Origin of the sequence: Sporolactobacillus sp. Y61 (assembly GCF_040529185.1) — a bacterium.
Lineage (GTDB): Bacteria > Bacillota > Bacilli > Bacillales > Sporolactobacillaceae > Sporolactobacillus.
This window is the reverse complement of the sequence record NZ_CP159510.1, coordinates 530782-545858: the sequence shown is the minus strand read 5'-3', so window position 1 is coordinate 545858 and position 15077 is coordinate 530782. Positions and strand designations below refer to the sequence as shown.

Genomic DNA, 15077 nt, shown 5'->3' with positions numbered 1-15077 from the left:
AAAGAAAAATCAACAAAAACTGAAATATAAATATTAAATATTTCAGTTTAAAAAACTTATTTAATCAAAAAATATATGATAAAATGAAATGATATGTGAATAATAATTCATTTATAAACAGGTGATATGATGGCAACGAATGAAGAGAGGCATGCTGAGACCCACAGGCGGATTCTGGCAGCTGCAACGGATCTGTTTACGCATAACGGTTTTACAAAAACAAGTATTACGGCCATTGCAAAACAGGCAGGGGTGTCTCCGGTCACTTTATACAAGTACTTCGACAGCAAGATGACTCTCGGTCATCAGGTTATGCGGCATATCGTCGTAGAGGGGTATGGTCGGTTTCAGAAGCTGGTTGACGATACATCGATCGATTTCACCACTCTGGTAAGAAAAATGATTCAGAGTAAGCATGATTTTGTGAAAGACATGAATAGCGATTTTTACAAATTTGCTTTAAAAGATTTGCAGGGGGAATTTGACAGTACAGAAGTGATGCAGGCTAATCAGGACTGTAAAGCCAGATTCTGGGGAACTTTAATCCGGCGCGGGAGAGAAGCCGGACTGATTCGACCTCAGATTTCCGATCAGGCTCTGATGGTCTACATCGACATGTACATGCAGTATGCACAGAATCCGAAAAACGGAACCCTTCCGGCAGAACATCCGGTGGCGATGAAAATACTCACTGACGAACTGGTTTATCTGTTTTTTTACGGATTTATCGGTTGTGAACCCGGGGATCAGTCAGGTCAGTAACGCCCGGAACGATTGAACCGGATCAAAACAGTAACAGAACGGTCAATTGGGTCGCGAGCCCAATGCGGACTGATCCGAAATTTCAAGATCTGCTCAGGCGTGTATCCCCATCATCATATAACAGGCGCGGACTTTACAGAAGCAGGAAGGGAGCAGGATCGGCGGGTTTGACGTTTGAACAGTTAAGTGGTCGCAGAGAGATAGGACAGGGAGGCACCCAGAGCCTGGACCCAGCCTCCTGCCAGGTTGATCTGATCGGCGTTTGTTTTGCCCGTTCTTTGAAGAGCAACCGAAGCCGCCTGCAGCGAATTGCCGGCGATTTGCAGAAGATTACCGATAATCGTAAGGATAGTCGCCCAATCCCGTTCTTCATCAACAAGAAGTGCCTGCAGCGAAAGCGTGCCGCCGAGTGCCTGCAGCCAGTTACCGATCATGACGGTGCGAGGGCCGTCCTTCTGAGTGATCAATCCATGGATGACCAGACTGTTGCCCAATGCCTGCGTCCCGTCTCCGACTGCGTCCAGACCTGTACTGAACCCGACTTCCCCGTGTTGCCTGCTGCCTGCAGGGCGTTTCCGATGATACTGAAATCATTTTTCCATTGATCGGGAATAATGGCGTGGCCCGGTGTTGCGCCAATTGCGGCAACAATAGTACCCAATGCATTAATCCCCAGGTATCCCGCTTCCGTCATCTGCTGATCCATCACAAATTCCTCCGTTATGATCCAGTCTATTCATTGAAAAAAAATATGACGAATCATATGCACACGGCTGTAAAATTAACGGCTCGTTCAGGATCTGTTCAGTCAATCAAACATTTATTTAACTGTTACGCGCTCGTTTAAATGTGAGGGCAGCTCCCGGTTATTTCCAGGAGGAGATGGTTCTACAGAGAAAAGAAAATGGTTTACAGTAAAAACATAAAATAATAAAAAATATTTCATCAATTGATAAAAAATACTGCTATATTATGATCTTTATGTTATTGTAATAATAACAAAAAGGAATTATTTCCGGATCAGAGCACATTGATGAGCGGGCGATCATGACCACGGATGAAAATAAATTTATTGGCTAAATAGACTGTCTGAATGATTATTTCTCGAGGAACAAAGCGGCCGGATCGGGTCTGTCTTATATCTTGAGAAAGTAAAAATTTTACGAAAAAAGAAAAACAATTCGGCAGCGCCTGCAATGGGCCGGCCGGCAAGCTTTTTTCATGCAAAGGAGAGGTTCAACATGACTGAAAGAACATCTGAAGAGCGCGCAAAGTCGCGCCATATTGCCTCCAACATTCTTAAACCTGAATTATTCATAGCAGCTTATTTTCTATGGTTTAGGTGGTAATTTCGCAAAGGATTTTACAGATTTTTACTAAGCGAACAACTTAACGATGATTTTGAATGCCTGTTGGCCCGCATGGAACATGCGGACAGCCATTTTCTCGTTTTCAGGGCAGACGAATCCCGTCGTTTCCAACAGAAATTCTGAATTTTTTAAGATTGATGGTCTGGACACTATGCCAATGCCGGCAACCGATGGATTTGATCCAGCGTCTGCCGGAAGGCCTTTTGGTAAAGACAGTGACTGCAGAGTCGGAAAATGAGCGAACGGCCGGAATGAACGAGCCTGCCGGCAATCTTGATCAGGCGAAGGCGCACAGTATCCATACAAAGCCGCTTCTTTTTAGCGGATTTCGGCAGACAGAGCAGGCGAAACCCGGCTTCAATATTGCTTGCCAGCATACGAATCTGCAGTTTCACCGCGTTGGCTTCAAAACGGGTGCTGCTCAGCTGATCAAAGGCAAAACCGTTCTTGCCTTCCTTGATCAGGTTTTCCATCGTGCCCCGGTTTTGATAGAATTTAATGACGCGTTTAGCGGGAAGGCTCATATTCGTGACAATAAAGGTCGGTTGGAAAAAGAGCTCACCTTCCGGGCGCTCCAGTTTCACAACAACTCGCCGGGCCTGATCCCAGGAAGCCGCCTGGTACTGAAATTCACGATAAAACACGACTGGAGAACCGACTGGCATGGCGTGCTTTTTCTGACGGGCTTCCACAAGCCGCTGTGCTTTTTCAGCCAACCGGGGGTTGGCCTTCAAACGGATGGCGTAAAAAACCTCTTTTTCCTCACACAAGCTGTACAGCCCGGGAACGGCGAAGCCACTGTCTCCCCGGACGGCCAGATCCTGTCCGGGATTGAGCGAGCGATAGTGTGCCAGCACCGGACGGATAAAATCGACGACACCACGGGAGGTGTAGACATTGCCGGAACGTAGTTCGGCTTTCAGGCAGTAGCCGGTCAGCGAGTCAAACAGGAGAAGCGGATGGTAGCCGGTGTCCTGGTAATGGGCATTGTAGGCCGCGCCTTCCTGATGCCCGGCGGTCTCAAAATTGGCTGAATCCACGTCAAGCACTACCTGCTGACTGGGCCTGAGGGCATAGAGTCGATCCAGGTAAGCTTGATTGACGGCTTCCAGCGATTGAACGGTGTCGGCATCCACGCGTTGATTAAAGCGGGACAGCCGCGGTTGGGAAGCCAGGTGCTTCTTCTCAAGCAGGGTCGTAAATATGGGATCTGTTCCCAACTCATCGGCCTGGTCGTCGGTGTGATAGCCAGCCAGGTGCTGATAGATTTTCTGAATCACCACCTTTGGGTTGGTGTGCCTGGCATGAGTGACCGGATCGTTCACGTACAGTTTTTCCTGGATCAACTCACTGAGGCCAGTCTTTTCATCGAATTCTCGATAAAGTAATAAGCCGGAATCGGAAGAAAGCGCGCCGCCTGAGAAACTGGCTTTAATCTTTTTATTGAAGTGGAACGTTGATTCCTTTACACTGGACATATGAGGAGCCCCCTGTATGTTTGGTTTCGCTTAACTTAATCATACAAGGAATGAGCTCCTTTTTCATTCCCTTTTTTCACTTTTCAGGTGAAAAGTGAAAATCGCTGTAAACCTTGGTGGCTCAACGACAAGCAAAGTTCATACCGCGGGCCATGAATATTCTAGGTTAAAGGTTCCTTTGGAAACATGATTGAATGGTATGACTGGTACGTTTATGCAGCCTTTGCCGTTTATTTTTCAACAGACTTTTTTCCGTCAGAAGACCCGACTTCTCGGTTGCTGAACACGGCTGCGATATTCGCTATCGGTTTCCTGATGCGGCCAATCGGCAGTCTGATTATGGGACGCTATGCGGATCGACATGGCCGGCGGGCGGCTCTGACACTCTCGATTTCGATCATGGCGAGCGGCTCTCTGATTATCGCTGCAACGCCGGGATACCAGACGATCGGCGTTTTTGCCCCGATCATTCTTGTTCTGGCCCGCCTTTTTCAGGGGCTGTCGCTTGGCGGAGAGTACGGGACATCAGCGACGTATCTTTCCGAGATGGCAAGCAAAGGACGCCGTGGTTTCTATTCCAGTTTTCAATATGTGACGCTGGTCGGAGGTCAGCTGGTTGCCCTCGGCGTTCAGATCGTTCTTCAGCTGAACCTCAATGAGGAACAGCTGAATGTGTGGGGCTGGCGCATCCCGTTCGTGATCGGCGCACTTGGCGCACTCGCTGTACTCTGGCTGCGGCTGACTATGGATGAATCCGAACAGTTCAAAAACATGTCCGGAAAAACGAAGAAGCATGCCGGGACCCTGAAGGCGCTGTTGAAATATCCACGTGCCGTTCTGACCGTCGTTGGTCTGACACTCGGGGGTACCGTAGCATTCTATACTTATACCACGTATATTCAGAAATTCATGATTAACTCGGTCGGACTGGATAAAGAAGTCGTCAGTGTGATTAATTTCGTTGCCTTGCTGATCTTTCTGATCCTGCAGCCGCTTGCCGGATTATTATCCGATCACATTGGCCGCAGACCGCTTCTGTTTTTCTTTGGCATTTGCGGGACGCTTGCGACGGTCCCGCTGATGTTTGTCATGCGTGCGTCCCACAGTGCAGTCGCCGCGTTTCTGTTGATGTTAGCTGGCCTGGTGATTGTCACAGGCTATACGTCAATAAATGCGATCGTTAAAGCAGAGTTGTTTCCCACCGAGATCCGTGCGCTGGGTGTTGGTCTTCCATACGGCCTGACCGTAGCTCTGTTCGGTGGAACCGCTGAATTCGTCGCACTGTGGTTTAAAAGCATCGGGATCGAACCCCTTTTCTTCTTTTACGTGTCTTTCTGCATCTTTATCAGTCTCATCGTCTACTGGCGGATGCAGGAATCATCAAAAACGTCATATATCGATGCAGAACCAGAGAAAGAATAATATTTCTGTAGAAAAGGCACCTGCTCCGAAGCCATTGGGAGAGGTGCCTTTCTGACAGGCTTAAGAGGAAAACGGTTTGGAATGACTTAACTTCTGGCCAGGTCTGTGCTTGCCGGCCGGCAGGTGTTCTTCAGCTGATCAGTGGATACACCTCTTCCATGTGTTATGTTCGTGGGGGGAGCTGCCAATTCCATACGTGGGACCATAATTGATGAAATATATATCTGTTTACTTCTCCGATATATAATTTAACGTCAATGGCTGATTTTTCATCATGCTCGCCTTGAAAAGACGGATGTTTCCAACCGTCGGTGCAGCCGCATTCGACCGCACCTTAAAATTTTCATTCAGGGAGAGGGTCCAGACCGCTTCATTGTTTCGCTTTAAAACCACGGCCAGTGTGCCGAACTGCTCCACATCATCCCAGCTAAAGGTTTCCGTCGCTCGGTTTTCGCTGACAGAAATCCCCTTCGTACTGCTGACTACTTCGGTATGGCCGGCCCGCCAGCGTCCATGAATTTCAGCTCCCACATAATAATAGGAAGTTCCGCCTCCACGGTCCCCATATGTCCCAATGAACTGCTGCAACTGATGATTCTCCGTTCTGTAAGTCACCGCTGCGATATCATTTGCCAGCCACTGCACTTTTAAAGGCCCACTGACCTGATCAGGCAATTTTTCTCTCGGGCGAGCCAGTATGCCATAATAAGAGCGATAGTAAATGGCCTCGCCCGTTTTCACACGTTCTTTTATGACCAGCATATGTTCCCAGTCAGGTGACAGACTGATGAGGTTTTTGATTTCCCGGTTGCTTTGAACAAACAGAACGCTGTTAACGATGATAAAAAGAACGACGATACCGGAGATGATCCATTTGATCACCACCATCCGTTTCAGCAAAAATATGATAGACAGGGCGAAAAAGAAGACACAGAGTATATTCACGATGAAGAAAAGTCGATTGTCTATATATTCCATTCCAAACCGTCTGTATAGAAGTAAAAAGCCCATTTGCAGGAAGAAAAGGCCGGCGGCGAAAAGGAAGCAAAGCCAGCCAGTGATCGCTGCCCATCTATTCATGCTCTGTTTCATCCTGCTGTACCTCCATTGAGAATGTCCATGTCCGGCCGTTATCTTTTGAAATAAACTTCCCTTTTAATTTGCCGCCCTGATAGTCACCGTTTGGTCCCTGGCTGACGAGAACAGATAAGTGGTCTCCCTCAATCTTTGGGACCTCCGCTGTAACAAAGATCTTCTGATATTTTTCCGGTATATGGATACTCGCCTTCTCCCAGGACTTTCCTCCGTCACGGGTGACATAGAGATCCGGTTTCTCAGGGTTAATCGTTCCGTAAGACAGAAACCCGGTGGACGCATTAACAAATCCACCATCCGAAATTAATCGTGTGACCCCTGGATCTGATACGTTTTTCCAGCTTTGACCGCCATTGTGAGTCAGATAGACACGTGAGACTTCCTGAGACATGGTTCGATCTCCGGATAAAATGACATAGCCGGACTGAGCATTGATAAAAGCGACCTTTCTGAAACGTAAAGAGGGAAAATATCCTGTGACGACGGACTTTCTCCATGTTTTTCCCTGATCGGGGGTCCAGGTAAAGACCACTTTTGTGTTTTCCCCGTCAGCTTCATCAAAAGTTAAAAATCCTGCCCGGTTTTGCGTAAGGATGTAGCTGCCTTCAATCAGTTCCTCTCTGTTTCCATTGTATTCTCCGCCAAATAATGCATCTGTTTCTACTGGGACCTTTATCCAATTATGGCCTTTATTGAACGTGATGTGAATCGCGTGATTTTGTAAGGTATAGCTGATCGTATCATGATTCACCGGCCATAAAGCATCAGTCTTTTTTTCAGGGGCTGTCTGCATCTTTCCTGGATGATTCAGCTGCAGCCGGGCGGCGGGTCCCTGATTCTGGTAATAAAAGACAGTAAGGATCAGAACGATGAAAATGAGTCCAAAAAGGGCAGGGAGGATGATCTTTTTCACAGGGAAAGCTCCTTATTAAAGAATGACGGCAGGACCAGCAAATGATTCCCGTCATCTTCCAGTCATTTTAGCATAATCCCATCTTCCTGCCCATCCGCCGAAAGGGCGCCAGTCTCTCTGCTGTAAGCATGATTCAAGCGTTCACCTGTGAAAATAGTTATGATAAAAGGGGAAACAGGATAATTTCCAAAATGGAGGGATTTTTTATGTATGATGTTGCGATCATTGGTGGCGGACCTGCCGGACAGAGTGCTGCCATCTTTACAGGCAGAGCCGATCTGAAAACACTGCTTCTTGATAATGAAAAGGGATTAACGCGGCATGCGCTTCTGAAAAACCATTACGGTATTGAGGAGACCAGCGGAGCGAATCTGGTCGAAACCGGAAGGAAGCAGGCAGCGCGGGCCGGTACTGAGTTTGTAAAAGCTCAGGCAACAAATATTGAGAAAAAAGACGGGTCATTTGAAATTCAAACGGAAGACGGTACGACTTATTCGGCCGGACAGGTGATTCTGGCAACCGGATCGAATGCGAGACTAGCACAGGCCATTGGGCTGAAGACAAAAGACGGCCGCGAAAAATACGTGAAAACCGTGATCAATGTGGATGAATACGGCCACACAAGCATAGACGGCATCTGGGCGGCCGGTGTGGCGGCCGGTGTCAGTGTCCACACGATTGTGACGAGTGGCGATGGAGCGAAAACGGCGATTAACCTGATCAGCGAGCTGAAGGGCGAGCGTTACGTGGATCACGACAAACTGCCACGCTGATCTCGCCACTAAAGTGATGCCAGAGCCAGTTTTATAAAGGCGAACAAACGCACAGATGTAAACCGGATTGAAAAATAATCACCTTTCAATCCGGTTTTATTTCAGGGAAACGTAATATATATATTGCATAATATGTAATGTATATGTTACAATCGGGACATGGAGGTGATCCAGTGTATTGAAAAATCATGTAAAAACCGCCCGGGTCAGGTCCGGGATGACTCAGCTGCAGCTGGCTGAGAAGACCGGGGTGACGCGGCAGACGATCAGTTTGATTGAAAAAGGGAAATATAACCCGACGTTAAAATTATGTCTTCAGATTTGTTACGCTCTCGGAAAATCACTTAATGAGCTTTTCTGGATTGCGAAGGAGGAAAACGATGAAAAGAATCAAAGATGAACGACTGATACTTGTCACTTTAAAAAATATTCGGATCGCCTTCGCCACGCAGACGCTGGGCATTCTTGCCATTCTCATCTATACAGCTGTTTCCAGCGGACCTGATGCGGCTTTTGCATCGCCGTTAAATTTTGTCATGTTGCTGTCAAATATTCTTCTGCTTGTTTTACAATTGAACGTATCTGCTGATGTTGAAGAAACAGATAAAAAGCAGAGAAAAGGTCTTCCTTTTTATGCAATCCTGCTTATCCCGGCAGGTATCGGGATCCTTATGGGACTGATTACTTTTCTTTCAGATCGGCAGCATCCGGTCAGCAGCCTGATTATCGGAGCCGTCTTTTTCATTTGCTTCCTGGCCAGTTTCTCACTCATGTACTATCTCAGAAAAAAACGGAAAAACGATGACGGGGATTAACAAAGCGGCAGCAGAAAACGCAGACCCTCACCTGAGAATCAGATACGGGCGCATCATTTCATAGTCTTCATGTTCCAGCATATGACAGTGCCAGACATAGAGTCCGGTAAAGGTAGAAAAATGCACAATGATCCGCGTGACCTGCCGGGGATCGGCACGGATCGTATCTTTCCACCCGCATTCCTGCGGCTCCGGAGGGAGGGCCGGACCTGTATAATAGATTTTTTTCTCCTTCTTAAATGCCTCCACATCAAAGTCTCTTCGGTCGAGAATCTGAAAATGAACCAGATGCAGATGAATCGGATGGGAATCAGCTGTTGTATTTATCAGAGACCAGATTTCTGTTGTACCGAATTTCGGTGTTTCCGTGACAGGAGCGTCCCACCCCCTTTGATTTAACAGCAGACGTTCGCGTCCGAACCGGTCCGTCGCGTCGTCCAGCGTCAGAAGGCGGACCAGTGAAGCGGCCCGCTCACTGATTTTGTGGAAGGGCGCCAGACGCGCGGGGATGACACTCGTATCTATATGGGAGAGAGGCAGCGTAATCTGGAACTGCATCACCCTGCCTGTCGATTCATCGACCGGTTCCCCGTCCGGAAAGGGTACGGGCGCATCATTAGTCATCAGGATCTTTTGTCCCTGAAGGTTAGAAAAATCGATAATGACGTCAGCCCGTTCCGCAGGTGACAGCAGGATTTCCGTGACGCCGACAGGCTGCTTCATCAGACCGTCGTCTGTTGCGATCTGATACATCAGCTGTCCCGAATCAAGCTTCAGCCTGAAAAAACGGCTGTTGGCGGCATTCAGCAGCCGAAAGCGATACTTGCGCGGTTCAACGCGGAAACAGGGGTGTACTTTTCCGTTGACCAGAAGGGTATCGCCAAAAAATTCAGGGACAATGGATACATCCAGACCGGCTACCGGTTGTTCGGGCTGTCTGGGGTAATAAAGGGAACCGTCCGTATTCAGCGTTTTATCCTGAATCATCAGAGGAACGTCATATTTCCCGGAAGGCAGGTTCATGGCGCGTTCCCGTGAATTGCGAATCAGGTAAAATCCGACAAGTCCTGCATACATGTTGAGCCGGGTGATCCCCAGAGCGTGATCATGATACCAGTGCGTACTGGCGGGATTACAGTTGGCATACTGATTAATTTCTTTTCTGAAAAAAGGGCCGGTTTCCGCAAATCCCCGTGTAAACCAGGCTTCCGGATAGCCGTCGCTTTCCCACTCCACACAGGCACCGTGGACATGGACGACTGTTCGGACGTCAGGGACGTCACGATGGGCGCCATGGACCGTGTGATCAATGGGCAGGAGATGCTTTGATGGCAGGGCGTTGATCCATTTGATCCACACCGCCTCGCCGCTTTCGACCTCGATGGTGGGTCCCGGATAATTCCCCTGATAACCCCAGACGGTCGTGTCGGGCAATTCGCTGTGAAGGGATTGTCTGAATTCTGTCATGGAGACCTCATAATACGTCCCATGCGTGTTTTTCCATTGCGGTTTGAGTACAGAGGGAACCGGCAGTTCATCAATAAAAGGAGTAAGTCTCATCTTATTTTTCCCCTCCCCCGGACGGTTATTTTCTTATTTTTATTTCAGGGACCGGTAGTCTATGCCGGAAAAGAGCTGATGTTACCGCTCGAACCCCGGAACGGTACAAAAAAACTGAAAAGTCTCTGATTTTCTCGAATAAAAGCCGGGCTTGTGCTACACTAGAGAAACCAATCCTTATGGATCTGTCTGACAGATGGAACGGATGGTTGTCTGAAAATATAAATAATGCAAGCGACAGAACAGGTGGGAATAACGAAGCATGAAGGTAGTCAAGTTTGGCGGCAGTTCGCTCGCAACTGGCGCCCAGGTTGAAAAAGTTTATCATATTGTTGTCTCCGATCCTGAACGGAGAATCGTTGTGGTCTCGGCTCCCGGGAAACGCTTTGCGGATGATATGAAGGTCACAGATTTATTAATCAGATGTGCAAAGTCGGCGCTGGAAGGGGGAGAGACGGAGGCTCTTTTGCAGGCGATTGTCGCACGCTATCAAAGTATAGCGGATGAGCTTCATCTTCCGGGTGATATCATCCGCAAGATTGAAGATGACCTCTTGACGCGGCTTCATCATGATAAAAGCCGTCCGGAGGCCTTTATGGAAGCCATGAAGGCGAGCGGCGAAGATAATAACGCCAAACTGGTTGCTGCCTTCTTCCGTTACAAAGGTCTGGATGCACAGTATATGTCACCGAAAGAAGCAGGGCTCCTCGTCAGTGATGATCCGGGGAACGCGCGTGTTCTGCCTGAATCCTATAAACGGCTGAGTGCGCTTAAGGAAAAACCGGGGATTATCGTCTTTCCGGGCTTTTTCGGTTACAGCGAATCGGGCGATGTCGTCACCTTCTCCCGCAGTGGTTCAGATATTACAGGGTCCATTCTGGCCAATGGTGTGCAAGCGGAGATCTATGAAAATTTTACCGATGTGGATGCGGTTTGTGCCGTCAATCCGCATTTTGTCCGCCATCCAAAAGAAATACGTGAAATTACATATCGTGAAATGAGAGAACTGTCTTATGGCGGTTTCTCTGTCTTTCACGATGAAGCGCTGATTCCGGCGTTTCGTGCCGGGATACCTGTGAACGTGAAGAATACGAATAATCCCGATGCACCGGGCACCCGGATTGTAAATAAGAGGGAACACAAACATGGCCCGGTAGCCGGAATTGCGAGTGACGAAGGATTTTGCAGCATTTATGTCAGCAAATATCTGATGAATAAGGAAATCGGTTTTGTTCGCAAAATCCTGATCATCCTCGAACATTTCGGCATCTCTTTCGAACACATTCCATCGGGCATTGATGATATCACCATTATTCTGAGACAGAATCAGATGAACAGCGAAATTGAACGGAAGATTGTCGAAAGGATTATGGATGATCTGCATGTCGATCAAGTTAAGGTGGAGCATAATCTGGCTCTGATCATGATTGTAGGAGAAGGGATGCGCCGGGCAATCGGTACGGCGGCCAGAGCCTCGCGGGCCCTCGCTGAGGCGCACGTCAATATCGAAATGATCAACCAGGGTTCGTCGGAAGTCAGCATGATGTTTGGCGTCAAACAGGCGGTTGAGAAAAAAGCCGTCCAGGCGCTGTATGATGAATTTTTTCAGAAGGTGATGGCCTGAAGTCTCCGGGAAGAAGGCCAAAGTATGAGAAAGCCGGTTCCTGTGCCTGATTGGCCAGGAACCGGCTTTTCTGTGATCCTGTTTTCATAGAGATGCCGCCTTCTCGATGATCTCTCTGGCGATCTTCTCCGGCGTTTTGTCATCTGTGACGATTTCGATGTCTGCGATCTCGTGATAGTAGCTTTCCCGCTCCTGAAAAAGAGTGATGAACCGGGTCCTGTTCATGTTTTTGAGCAGCGGGCGGTCGGTGTCCCCCTGAAGACGCTTCAGGATGCCCTCCGGCGAAGTTTTTAAAAAGATGACCAGCGCGTCAGATCGGATCAGGCGTTGCCGGTTGAATAAGCTCACCGGGGTGCCGCCACCGGTTGACAGAATGCCTTCCTGAGTCAGAGCGGCCGCCAGCCTGTCCGACTCCAGTCGGCGAAAACAGGCTTCCCCCTGTTCGGCAAAAATCCGGCTGATTGACTTGCCGGTTGACGCAACAATCGACTGGTCCAGATCAATATGCGGACAGTTCAGGGCTGCGGCAAGCAATTGTCCGACCGTGGTCTTGCCGCTCCCCATAAATCCAATAAGCACCATACGGGTCAACTGACATCACCTTCTACTTGTTTCAGTCCGTGCCGGGACAGTTCGCTTGCGGCCTGTTCCAGATCTTTCCGGCTGGCAAAGGTTAATTGCAGAATTCCGTCAATTTCTTCTCTGATTTCCAGAATATGCAGATTAACCAGATTAATCTGGGCCTCTGCCAGAATCCGCGTGACTTTAGCGATGGCACCCACCTGATCAGGGATATTGATCAACAGATCGTAAAAGTTCGGGGCTGCTTTTCCAGTGTGGGCTTGGAGATTGTCCCGGGTCAGCTTGGCCTGATTAAAATAATTGCGAATCACATCATGATCAGCATCAGTAACAGCCCGCTTAACCCACTTCATCCGGCTGATGAATTGATCAAGGAGTCCCGACAGTACTTCACGGTTGCTCAAAAGAATGTCTGTCCACATATCGGGATCGGATGAAGCGATGCGGGTCATGCTGCGGAATCCGCCGGCCGCGACACGCAGGGAAAGCGGTGAGTGGCTGAACTGATCCTGAGACATATTTACCAGACCGGAGGCAATGATATGCGGCAGGTGACTGATCTGCCCCATCATTTGATCATGCAGCTCGCCGGTGACTGTCTGCCATTTGACGTCAAGTCCGGAAAGTAAATCCTTCAGATCCTTCACGGCCAGGTAGTAACGCTCATCCACAAAGGTATCCGAAATCAGAAAGTAATAGGCGCTTTGAAACAGATCTGCCCGCGCGGCGTGCAGGGTTGTCTTATGGGATCCGGCCATCGGGTGTCCGCCGATGAACAGGATCCCTTTTTTCATCAGATGACTTGCCTGTTCTATGATCTTTTTCTTGGTACTGCCGACATCGGTGACGAGCACGCCAGGCTTCAGTTCCAGACTGGAAAGCCGGATCAGATGGCGGATAATGGTTGCGACAGGTGTTGCAAGAATGATCACATCGGCCAGCGGTGCGGCATCTTCGAGACGATCAAAACCCTCATGAATAATGCCCCTTTCTTCTGCCAGAGCCAGTGAGCCGGCATTCACGTCCACTGCAAGAATCCGTTTTTCCGGCCACTTTTTCCGGATGGCAAGTGCGATAGATCCGCCAATCAGCCCCAGGCCGTCGATAACAATGGTATTCACAGGCGGACAGAACCTTTCGCTATGAGCTGATCCAGATCGGAGAAAAAGCCGGGATAAGAAATAGAAATGGCCGAATCATTCAGCAGTTTCAGTTCCCCTTTAAGGGTTAAAGCGGCCACGGCAAGCATCATCCCGATCCGGTGATCACCATGCGAATCGACCTTCTGATCTTCCGGAAGATGCAGCGGAGTCGGTCCGTGGATCAGCATGCCGTCAGGTAATTCAGTGATTCGTGCACCGAGTTGATTCAGCTCCTCGGTAACCACGGTGATCCGGTCGGTTTCCTTCACCCGGAGTTCCTCAGCTCCCGTTATTTCGGTCACCCCCTGAGCCTGAGTGGCGAGGAGGGCAATCAGCGGTAATTCGTCGATGACGGCGGGGATATCCGGGCGTGACAGCCGGATCGCCCTCAGTTCTGAGCAGCGCGCCGTAAGGTCAGCGAACGCCTCGGCCTGATGCACGGGATGCTTTACCTGAATATCGGCCCCCATACGTTTCAGGACATCGAGAAAACCGCTGCGTGTCGGGTTGATGCCGACCTGTTTTAATGTGATCAGGCTGCCGGGAACCAGAAGGGCGGCAGCGATGAAAAAGGCTGCCGATGAGATATCGCCGGGGACGGCCAGTTTCCGCCCGGTAAGATGGGGTTTTCCGGTTACGGTAATCGTCAGGCCGCTCTGCTCTATGTCACCCCCGAAGGCTTTCAGCATCCGTTCGGTATGATCCCGGGTCTGCTGCTTTTCTATGATCGTCGATTTTCCATCGGCCTGGAGTGCGGCCAGGATCAGTGCACTTTTGACCTGAGCACTGGCAACCGGGAGAGGGTAGCGGATCGGGCGGAGATTCGGGTTTCCATGTACTGTAATGGGTAATGTCCCGCCCTCTGTCAGATCAAACCGGGCGCCCGCCTCCGACAGGGGATCGGTGACCCGCCGCATGGGCCGCCTGCTGAGTGACTGATCGCCGGTTAACTGTGCAGAAAAAGGCTGCCCGCTTAACAATCCGAGCAGCAGCCGGGTGGTCGTCCCGGAATTACCCATATTAAGTGGACGCCGGGGCGCCTGGAGCCCGCTTAGGGTGACGCCGTGGATGAGCACCCGGTCATGGGTGTGTTCAACAGGGACGCCTATCGCCTGAAAAGCACGAATCGTGGACAGGCAGTCGTCAGAAGGCAGAAAGTGGGTGACTTCCGTTTCCCCGCTGCTGATGGCGCCGAATATGATGCTGCGGTGAGAGATACTTTTATCACCGGGTACACGGAGTTCGCCATGCAGACCCTTTCGGATGTTTGTTCGTAATATTTTCAAAACTGGTCACCTCCGATTTCTATAATTCAGGCCAGGTGAACATGGCCTGTTGATATTACCCTTTTACTGGTTAAGTGAGGGACACGAGACTCCTGCGGAATCAGCGCGCCCGGCGGGAAACCCGCTGCGAAACGCACGGGGCGAACGCGGAAAGCGGCACCCGGCGCGAAAAACAACAGATCCGTTTCACAGAGCCTGCACGTAAAGAAAGTTTTCATTTTTGCGAAATAAAGGTTCAGAAAAACCCGGGCTCCG

The 15077-nt window shown here is 49.5% G+C and carries 15 protein-coding genes; 6 read left to right on the top strand and 9 right to left on the bottom strand.

Annotation, left to right across the window (positions count from 1 at the left end):
• Positions 1–129 precede the first annotated feature (129 nt).
• Complete coding sequence (locus tag ABNN70_RS02660; RefSeq protein WP_353948692.1) at positions 130–762, top strand: TetR/AcrR family transcriptional regulator; 633 nt, start codon at positions 130–132, stop codon at positions 760–762.
• A gap of 182 nt (positions 763–944) precedes the next feature.
• Here the strand turns inward: ABNN70_RS02660 and ABNN70_RS02655 are convergent, their stop codons facing one another.
• The 3 genes from ABNN70_RS02655 to ABNN70_RS02645 form a co-directional block, all read right to left on the bottom strand.
• Positions 945–1256: a hypothetical protein gene (locus tag ABNN70_RS02655; RefSeq protein WP_353948691.1), complete on the bottom strand. Its 312-nt coding sequence runs from the start codon at positions 1254–1256 to the stop codon at positions 945–947.
• On the bottom strand, positions 1226–1468 hold the full coding sequence (locus ABNN70_RS02650; protein ID WP_353948690.1) for a hypothetical protein: 243 nt from the start codon (positions 1466–1468) through the stop codon (positions 1226–1228). The genes ABNN70_RS02655 and ABNN70_RS02650 overlap by 31 nt, the downstream gene beginning before the upstream one ends.
• An 813-nt stretch (positions 1469–2281) precedes the next feature.
• Positions 2282–3610, bottom strand: a complete 1329-nt coding sequence (locus tag ABNN70_RS02645) for an IS1380 family transposase (RefSeq protein ID WP_353947865.1) — start codon at positions 3608–3610, stop codon at positions 2282–2284.
• Between the two features lie 186 nt (positions 3611–3796).
• Here ABNN70_RS02645 and ABNN70_RS02640 point away from each other — a divergent pair, with 186 nt between their 5' ends.
• Entirely contained in the window at positions 3797–5032 is a 1236-nt protein-coding gene (locus tag ABNN70_RS02640; RefSeq protein ID WP_353948689.1) for an MFS transporter, read from the top strand.
• A 228-nt stretch (positions 5033–5260) separates the two neighbouring features.
• Here the strand turns inward: ABNN70_RS02640 and ABNN70_RS02635 are convergent, their stop codons facing one another.
• Together ABNN70_RS02635 and ABNN70_RS02630 are read right to left on the bottom strand one after the other, a co-directional pair.
• A complete protein-coding gene (locus ABNN70_RS02635) occupies positions 5261–6112 on the bottom strand; it encodes a hypothetical protein (RefSeq protein ID WP_353948688.1) in 852 nt (283 codons plus the stop codon).
• The gene (locus ABNN70_RS02630) at positions 6105–7040 is read right to left on the bottom strand and encodes an oxidoreductase (RefSeq protein ID WP_353948687.1); all 936 of its coding nucleotides are present in this window, start codon (positions 7038–7040) and stop codon (positions 6105–6107) included. The genes ABNN70_RS02635 and ABNN70_RS02630 overlap by 8 nt, the downstream gene beginning before the upstream one ends.
• Positions 7041–7246: 206 nt before the next feature.
• Here ABNN70_RS02630 and ABNN70_RS02625 point away from each other — a divergent pair, with 206 nt between their 5' ends.
• From ABNN70_RS02625 to ABNN70_RS02615, 3 genes are all read left to right on the top strand, one after another.
• Positions 7247–7813: an FAD-dependent oxidoreductase gene (locus ABNN70_RS02625; protein ID WP_353948686.1), complete on the top strand. Its 567-nt coding sequence runs from the start codon at positions 7247–7249 to the stop codon at positions 7811–7813.
• A gap of 178 nt (positions 7814–7991) precedes the next feature.
• Entirely contained in the window at positions 7992–8213 is a 222-nt protein-coding gene (locus ABNN70_RS02620) for a helix-turn-helix transcriptional regulator (protein WP_353948685.1), read from the top strand.
• Positions 8194–8628, top strand: coding sequence for a branched-chain amino acid ABC transporter substrate-binding protein (locus ABNN70_RS02615; protein WP_353948684.1), 435 nt, complete (start codon positions 8194–8196; stop codon positions 8626–8628). Before ABNN70_RS02620 ends, ABNN70_RS02615 begins: the two co-directional genes overlap by 20 nt.
• Before the next feature lie 27 nt (positions 8629–8655).
• On the opposite strand, the gene ABNN70_RS02610 is transcribed toward ABNN70_RS02615, so the two are convergent.
• A complete protein-coding gene (locus ABNN70_RS02610) occupies positions 8656–10188 on the bottom strand; it encodes a multicopper oxidase (protein ID WP_353948683.1) in 1533 nt (510 codons plus the stop codon).
• Positions 10189–10450: 262 nt separating this feature from the next.
• Here ABNN70_RS02610 and ABNN70_RS02605 point away from each other — a divergent pair, with 262 nt between their 5' ends.
• Positions 10451–11812, top strand: coding sequence for an aspartate kinase (locus tag ABNN70_RS02605; protein ID WP_353948682.1), 1362 nt, complete (start codon positions 10451–10453; stop codon positions 11810–11812).
• A gap of 84 nt (positions 11813–11896) precedes the next feature.
• Here ABNN70_RS02605 and ABNN70_RS02600 read toward each other — a convergent pair whose 3' ends face one another.
• The 3 genes from ABNN70_RS02600 to aroA are packed head-to-tail and all read right to left on the bottom strand — an operon-like array spanning position 11897 to position 14822.
• Positions 11897–12394, bottom strand: a complete 498-nt coding sequence (locus tag ABNN70_RS02600) for a shikimate kinase (RefSeq protein WP_353949362.1) — start codon at positions 12392–12394, stop codon at positions 11897–11899.
• A 5-nt stretch (positions 12395–12399) separates the two neighbouring features.
• Complete coding sequence (locus ABNN70_RS02595; protein ID WP_353948681.1) at positions 12400–13515, bottom strand: prephenate dehydrogenase; 1116 nt, start codon at positions 13513–13515, stop codon at positions 12400–12402.
• A complete protein-coding gene (gene aroA / locus ABNN70_RS02590; RefSeq protein WP_353948680.1) occupies positions 13512–14822 on the bottom strand; it encodes a 3-phosphoshikimate 1-carboxyvinyltransferase in 1311 nt (436 codons plus the stop codon). The genes ABNN70_RS02595 and aroA overlap by 4 nt, the downstream gene beginning before the upstream one ends.
• Positions 14823–15077: the final 255 nt, after the last annotated feature.